Raw genomic sequence first — 6,606 nt, forward strand, 5'->3', positions numbered from 1 at the left:
ATTATCAAAAATCGATCAGACATGTTGGAACTTTTCTGCATTTTCATGTTGACATTTACAATCTTTTTAAGTATATTGAAGGCTGGTATAACAGAAAAAGAATTCATGGTTCTATTGGTTATATAACGCCTCAAGCTAAAGAAGATTTAGTTAAGGCGTCAAATTTATAGAAATATCGTGTCCAAAATATTGACGTAAGTCCAAATATAAACCTAGTTAAATATGAACCTAGTTAACTATATAACTAGTTAACTAGTTGTTGGCGCTGTGCGGGTTTGCGGGTTTTTTGAATATTTTTCATATGTATTTTAATAATTTAATAGGAACAAAATTTATTCATTTTGTTCCTAATTTGGGTAATGGGTAACATTTTAGTGATGACGTGTCTTGTTGGAGTCACTTGCTCATGGTTTTATTTATAATTGTACTACCATTACATTTTCATCCCACATTACTTCTTCAGTTTCTTCAAAGCTAACACTTTCATATAACTTCTTTGCAGATATATTTTGGGGCGAAACTGTTGTATAGAATTTTATATTTCCATATTCAACTTTTATTAAGTCAAGCAATTTTAGCATTGCTTTTTTTCCTAATCCTTTACCTTGAAACTTTTTATCAATCATAAACCTAAGTAACATTGGTTTACTCGTATCCTCTTCAATTCCATATAAAAGAAGTCCAATTAGTATATCATCCTCATAAATGCATTTTGCATTCCAATTTTCATATAATAAACTTAAAATGATTGAATTATAATTTGGCGCAACAATTCCTTCTTGTTCTTTATAAACCTCTAAATTATTACATTCGTACCAATTTTCTTTTGTTACTTGTTTTAACATAATTCCCATAGAGTTTCCTCCCTATTTTTAGATTTGAGATAATAAAATTAAATAAATCTCTAGATGTTATTTTGATTTGATATGGTTTACATATACGACCTATTTATTAGTGTATCATTATAGTAAATATAATACAATTTACTATAAAATATTGAAATATATCCCTTGTCCAGTAAGAGGGAAACAATCCTCTTAAGACAAGAAACTTTCACCCTTCACCTAACTCAAAAAGAGAAACACTATAATGAATAGTTATAAGCATTTATGCGACAAGTTATTGACAACTTACGTATAATATATATATGATAATACAAAACAGTAAAAAATTATGTTATTTAATTTCTATTCGATAATTACCAGCTCTAATACTCCTATCTTCTTCAAAGTGGGAGTAAAGATCTGTTACGTCTCTGGATAAGGATTTCCCCTAAAGGACAACGACTTCTAAGTATCAAAAATACTGATACTTAGAAGTCTGTTAGTAAAGCTTCAGAGAAGCTTAGAACTCTCTTTATATAATATATGATTGGAGAAGTTAATATGAGTAATAGGATGTTAGATAAAAATAATATACCTACGGAAAAAGAGATTTTTGAATTAATTGGAAATGATACGAAAAAATTATTGAAGCAATTTGAAGAAACCCTTGATAAACAATATGATATGCAAAAGGAATTAAAGTTCCCATTTGGAAATAATTACGGTTGGGGATATAAGTATTCCCATAAAACCAAGCACTTATGTTATATCTTTTTTGAAAGTGGCGATATAGATGTAATGATGCAAATAAGTTCAAAAGATAAGGAAAAACTCAATGAAGTAATTAATGGGGGTTTATCTTTAACTAAAGAATTATGGAAGAATAAATATCCTTGTAGTGATGGTGGATGGATTAATTACAGACCTAAAACAAAGGAAGATATAGAAGAGATAATAAGATTATTAGCTTTTAAAAAGAAGCCTGTTTTAAAGTAATATTAAATTTAATCTTCTGCTCTTTACCTATTATTTGAAGTTCTTCACTGGCGAATTTATTATAATAGATTATTAATTGATAAAAAGTGTTGTTCTTTGCAGGAGGGGCACTTTTTTTCTTTGCTTTTAACTTCTATATCAAGACTAAGGAATCTAAGCTTAATTTTTAATTGATGCAACCACTGGTTTACAGCTAAAGTAACTAATATATGCTTGTATAATAGCAAATAGATAGAGATAATTAGACATGAGGTGGTTACTTTGAATTTTAAAGAAAATCTAAAGAAATTAAGAAAAGAAAAAAATATATCACAAGAACAACTTGCAGAAAAGTTAAATATATCACGTCAAGCAATTTCAAAGTGGGAATCAGGTAAAGCATATCCAGATATAGATAACCTTATATTATTAAGGGATATATTTAATGTTAGTTTAGATGAGTTGATGGTTAATGAAAAAACAGATAAAGGAAAAAGCATAAATCAAGGAGAGGATGTATCTAGTGATGATAGTGATAGTTATGATGAAGAGGATGAGGATGAAGATTCAGTAAATTTAATGCTTGGAGGTTTTATAATCGGGACAGGTGTTGGTGTAATTACAGGGAATTTTATGTGGGGAACTGCAGGTGCTTTTATAGGTATGGGAATAGGATATGTGTTAGAAGTTATTAGAAGAAAGAATAAAGAAAAGAGATAATTTTATAGTCCAATAGCAACAATAGCAATTAGAGCCTTTATGGGTATTGGAAGCGTTGGTGGTGTAATAGAAGTTGATGGATAGATTTAATGGTGTTGCAACTAAATATCTTGCTAATTACATATATTGGTTTAAGTGGTTAGAGGTCTTTAACACAGAGAAAGATACCATTAAGAGTAAAAATATATTAGCACATTCTCATACCTCTCTTTCTGACACAAAATTAAAGGAAATTAGAATTAGAGAAGCAATTTATACAGCTTATGTTAGGTATCTTTAATATTGAAAATATATGGTATATAATCAAATAAGTAGGTAATTAAGTAATGGGGGATTTAGCATGAAACTAAATATAAAGCAAATGAATTATAATGAAGCAAAGCAAATTTCAAAATGGGTTTATAAAGAACCATTTTCAATCTATAGTATGGATGAAAGTAATAGCTGTATAAGTGAACTCCTTAATGGATATTATTTTTCGGTTACTGACAAAGAGAATAATCTAATAGGCTACTATTGCTTTGGTGAATCTGCTCAAGTTCCAGTAGGAAATCAATTTGGTGTTTATGATTGCAAAGATATTACTGATGTTGTTTTAGGAATAAAACCAAATTTGTGTGGCCAAGGATTATGATTCTTCACTAAGAAGAAATTAGTAAATAAATTTATTTAATTCTATTCATATATTCTCCCTATAATATATCAGTAAAATTAATTATTAGAATTAAATTTTTTGCCTAAATTTTTATTTAAATAGGAAGGTGCTAAAAATGTATAATGAAAAAGAACAGCTAAAAGCAAATTTAATAAGGATTAAAGAGAATGAATACAACCTTGGAAATGGTGAAAATATTAATGATTATGTTAATTTAATGCTTAAGTATATTGGCGACAATGATCCTGAAGTAAGAGATGAGTTGATATATACTACTTTTGTTAATTGGATTGAAGAAAAAGGGTATTTTACTGACGAAGAGTTAGAAACATTATTAAATACTATATTAAGTAAAGACTTTGCTTTTTATAACATTGGAAGTGAAGATGATGATTCAGTTTTAAGAAGAAGTTTTTCTATACTTTTGGTAAATCCAATCTTATGTGTTCATTTAGATAAAGAATTTTTAGATGAAGAAATGATTCTAAAGACTAAAGATTGCTTAATTAAATATTTAAATGAAGAAAAAGATTTACGTGGATATGATAAAGAAAAGGGTTGGCTACATGCTATAGCGCATGTAGCTGATGGAATACATGCATTAATAAACTGTAAAGGAATTACTGAGGATATATGTAAAGATATTATGGGGACTATAGAAAATAAGTTACTTGAAGGAAGAGAAGTTTTCAATGCAGAAGAGGATGAAAGGTTAATTACAATAATATATTATGATATAATATCAGACAACTTATTAAGTAATAAATATATTTGTAATTGGATAGATGGGCTTAGTAAGGTTGTTGAAATAGAAGATAGAAGAACAAGATTTATGGCTAGAACTAATGTGAAAAATTTCATACGTAGCCTGTACTTTAGACTATTACATCTTGAAAATAATGAGGAAATATCAAAAGCAATAATTGACTTAGAAAGGAAAATAAATTTATACTTAGATTAATAATGTCATAAAATAATGGAGTGAATGTAGGGAGATAGCCCCTTTCTCATTCTTATTAAATAAAATCTTTGAAACTAGCTGCATATTTGGTAGGAATAAATTCAATAATTTCATAACTGGCGATCTTTTCTTTGTAAAATGGGTCTTCACTGAGTATGGCATTAACCTTCAACATTTCAAAAGATAGTCTATAAATACTTCTTTCAGTAGGCATACAAACTACTTTATTTATTGTTGCTAGCAATACAAAATTTAATAGAATATCTAAATAGAAATTTTATTAAGGATGAAATTTTAGAAAATGAGGTGAGTAGAATGACAAAAACATTATATGATCCAGAGGTTGAAAAGAGGGGCATAGAAAAGGGAATAGCAGAAGGAATAGAAAAAGGCAAAGCAGAATTACTAATTAAGCTACTAATAAAAAAATTCAAAAGTTTACCAGAAGAATATGAGGATAAGATAATGAATTTACCCATTAATACCATTGATAGAATTGGTATGGATATTTTTGATATAGATTCAGTGGAGGAATTGGAAGAGTATTTTAAGCTTACTAAAGTATAACAAATCATATAAATAAGTAGCAGTATTTATTTAATTTGTAATGTATCTAATAGACATAAATAAAGAAATTGAATTTAAGGCATGGGATTATATGATAATCACCATGTCTTTAAAACTATTGTTATTAAAATATAAAGTATATAAAATAAGTATTTCAGATTTTACGCTATGTTTAAATAACCCATTTATATGATAGAATATCATTATAGGATGGTGATAGATTTTGATGAAGAAATTTAATATAACGGGAACTTGTATCCCTAATAGACACTATATGGTAGACACTTCAAATAAAATAGATAAAATAATGAAATTAATTAGTGCTGAAGAGTATTTTATAATAAACAGGCCAAGGCAATATGGTAAAACTACTACTTTGTTTTTACTAAATAATAGACTAAAGGAAACAGAGGATTTTTTGCCTATAAAGATAAGTTTTGAGGGCATAGGAGATTTAATTTTTGAAGATGAGAAGATATTTTCAAAGGAGTTTTTGCAGATACTAGCAGATGCTATCCTATTAACAAACAGTCAACTAGCTAATTTTTTAGAAGCTGAAAAGAGTAATGTAGAAAACTTTAGGGATTTATCAAGGGTATTAACTAAATTTATGTTAAAAACCAATAAAAAAGTAGTGTTAATGATTGATGAAGTTGATAAAAGTAGCAATAATCAACTTTTTTTTAGTTTTTTAGGACTTCTAAGAAGCAAGTACTTACTAAGGAATGAAGGACAAGATTATACCTTTCATAGTGTGATTTTAGCTGGGGTTCATGATGTAAAGACCTTGAAAATAAAACTAAGACCTGATGAGGAGCATAAATATAACAGTCCATGGAATATAGCCACTGATTTTAATGTGGATATGAGCTTTTCAAAGGAAGAGATAATCACTATGTTGGATGATTATACTGAAAATAAAAGGGTTAACCTTGATAAAGAATACTTTGCAGAAAGACTTTATTTCTATACTTCTGGTTACCCCTTCTTGGTGAGTAAACTATGCAAAATTATAGATGAAAATATAATGGATGAAGATAAATTATTATGGGAAAAAGAGTACATGGATCTAGCTGTTAAAGAACTCTTAAAGGATAGTAATACTAATTTTGATAGCTTAATTAAAAATATTGAGAATAATGAAGAATTAAAAACAATGGTGAAAAGCTTAGCTATAGATGGTAATAAAATAACCTATAATATTAATAATCCAATCATAAGCTTTGGAATACAGTATGGAATATTTAGAAATGAAAATATGAGGTTAAAAATAAACAATAGAATTTATGAACTTATTATATATGATTATATGAGTTCACTTATAGAAACTTCAACTAATATTGGCTCCTATAATCAAAGAAGTGGCTATATTAAAGAAGATGGCAACCTTGATGTTAAAAAGATTCTTATAGAATTCTCAGAGTTTATGAAGCATGAGTACTCTGAGAAAAGAGAGGCCTTTTTAGAGGCAGATGGAAGACTACTATTCCTAGCTTTCATAAGTCCAATAATAAATGGAACTGGCTTTGCTTTTAAGGAAGTTCAAGGTGGAGATGAAAAGAGATTTGACATCGTCATAACATACAATAAAAAGATGTATGTACTAGAGCTGAAACGGTGGAGTGGAGAATCTTATCATCAAAGAAGACTAATCCAGCTAGGTCAGTACTTAGAGCAATATAGCCTTAATGAGGGATACCTTTTAATATTTGATTTTAGAAGAGTAAATGGAGAAGTAGGAACAGTGAAAGAAACAACCTTAAACCTAGGTGAGAAAGAAAAAAGAATAGTTGAAGTTTATTGCTAAGGGAAGGTTTCTATGGGAACTTAGCTCAAAGATTATATAAATAGAAATACATCCTTTCTCTAGGATGTATTAACAGAGCCTGTGAAAAAAAGTCTGT

Annotated in this window: 9 protein-coding genes; 7 read left to right on the top strand and 2 right to left on the bottom strand. The window is 28.2% G+C overall.

The window, feature by feature from the left end; all coding sequences use genetic code 11:
- Positions 1 to 416: 416 nt before the first annotated feature.
- Positions 417 to 854 carry a GNAT family N-acetyltransferase gene (locus tag B2694_RS06975; RefSeq protein ID WP_346885119.1) on the bottom strand — a complete coding sequence of 146 codons (438 nt, stop codon included), beginning with the start codon at positions 852 to 854 and terminating at the stop codon, positions 417 to 419.
- Positions 855 to 1,385: 531 nt separating this feature from the next.
- On the opposite strand from B2694_RS06975, the gene B2694_RS06980 reads away from it, so the two are divergent.
- The 5 genes from B2694_RS06980 (at position 1,386) to B2694_RS07000 (ending at position 4,135) form a co-directional block, all read left to right on the top strand.
- On the top strand, positions 1,386 to 1,820 hold the full coding sequence (locus B2694_RS06980; RefSeq protein ID WP_346885120.1) for a DUF3788 domain-containing protein: 435 nt from the start codon (positions 1,386 to 1,388) through the stop codon (positions 1,818 to 1,820).
- A gap of 261 nt (positions 1,821 to 2,081) precedes the next feature.
- A complete protein-coding gene (locus tag B2694_RS06985) occupies positions 2,082 to 2,519 on the top strand; it encodes a helix-turn-helix domain-containing protein (protein WP_414632718.1) in 438 nt (145 codons plus the stop codon).
- A 76-nt stretch (positions 2,520 to 2,595) separates the two neighbouring features.
- Complete coding sequence (locus tag B2694_RS06990; RefSeq protein WP_346885122.1) at positions 2,596 to 2,799, top strand: hypothetical protein; 204 nt, start codon at positions 2,596 to 2,598, stop codon at positions 2,797 to 2,799.
- Positions 2,800 to 2,859: 60 nt separating this feature from the next.
- Complete coding sequence (locus tag B2694_RS06995) at positions 2,860 to 3,153, top strand: hypothetical protein (protein WP_346885123.1); 294 nt, start codon at positions 2,860 to 2,862, stop codon at positions 3,151 to 3,153.
- 136 nt (positions 3,154 to 3,289) lie between these two features.
- Positions 3,290 to 4,135 carry a DUF2785 domain-containing protein gene (locus B2694_RS07000; protein ID WP_346885124.1) on the top strand — a complete coding sequence of 282 codons (846 nt, stop codon included), beginning with the start codon at positions 3,290 to 3,292 and terminating at the stop codon, positions 4,133 to 4,135.
- 55 nt (positions 4,136 to 4,190) lie between these two features.
- Here the strand turns inward: B2694_RS07000 and B2694_RS07005 are convergent, their stop codons facing one another.
- Positions 4,191 to 4,349: a hypothetical protein gene (locus B2694_RS07005; RefSeq protein ID WP_414632719.1), complete on the bottom strand. Its 159-nt coding sequence runs from the start codon at positions 4,347 to 4,349 to the stop codon at positions 4,191 to 4,193.
- Between the two features lie 101 nt (positions 4,350 to 4,450).
- Between B2694_RS07005 and B2694_RS07010 the strand changes: the two genes are divergently transcribed.
- Complete coding sequence (locus B2694_RS07010; RefSeq protein WP_346885125.1) at positions 4,451 to 4,702, top strand: DUF4351 domain-containing protein; 252 nt, start codon at positions 4,451 to 4,453, stop codon at positions 4,700 to 4,702.
- A 223-nt stretch (positions 4,703 to 4,925) separates the two neighbouring features.
- Positions 4,926 to 6,509, top strand: coding sequence for an AAA family ATPase (locus B2694_RS07015; protein WP_346885126.1), 1,584 nt, complete (start codon positions 4,926 to 4,928; stop codon positions 6,507 to 6,509).
- The last annotated feature ends 97 nt before the right edge of the window (positions 6,510 to 6,606 follow it).

Source organism: Clostridium sp. UBA4395, assembly GCF_002390995.1.
Classification (GTDB): domain Bacteria; phylum Bacillota; class Clostridia; order Clostridiales; family Clostridiaceae; genus Clostridium_J; species Clostridium_J sulfidigenes.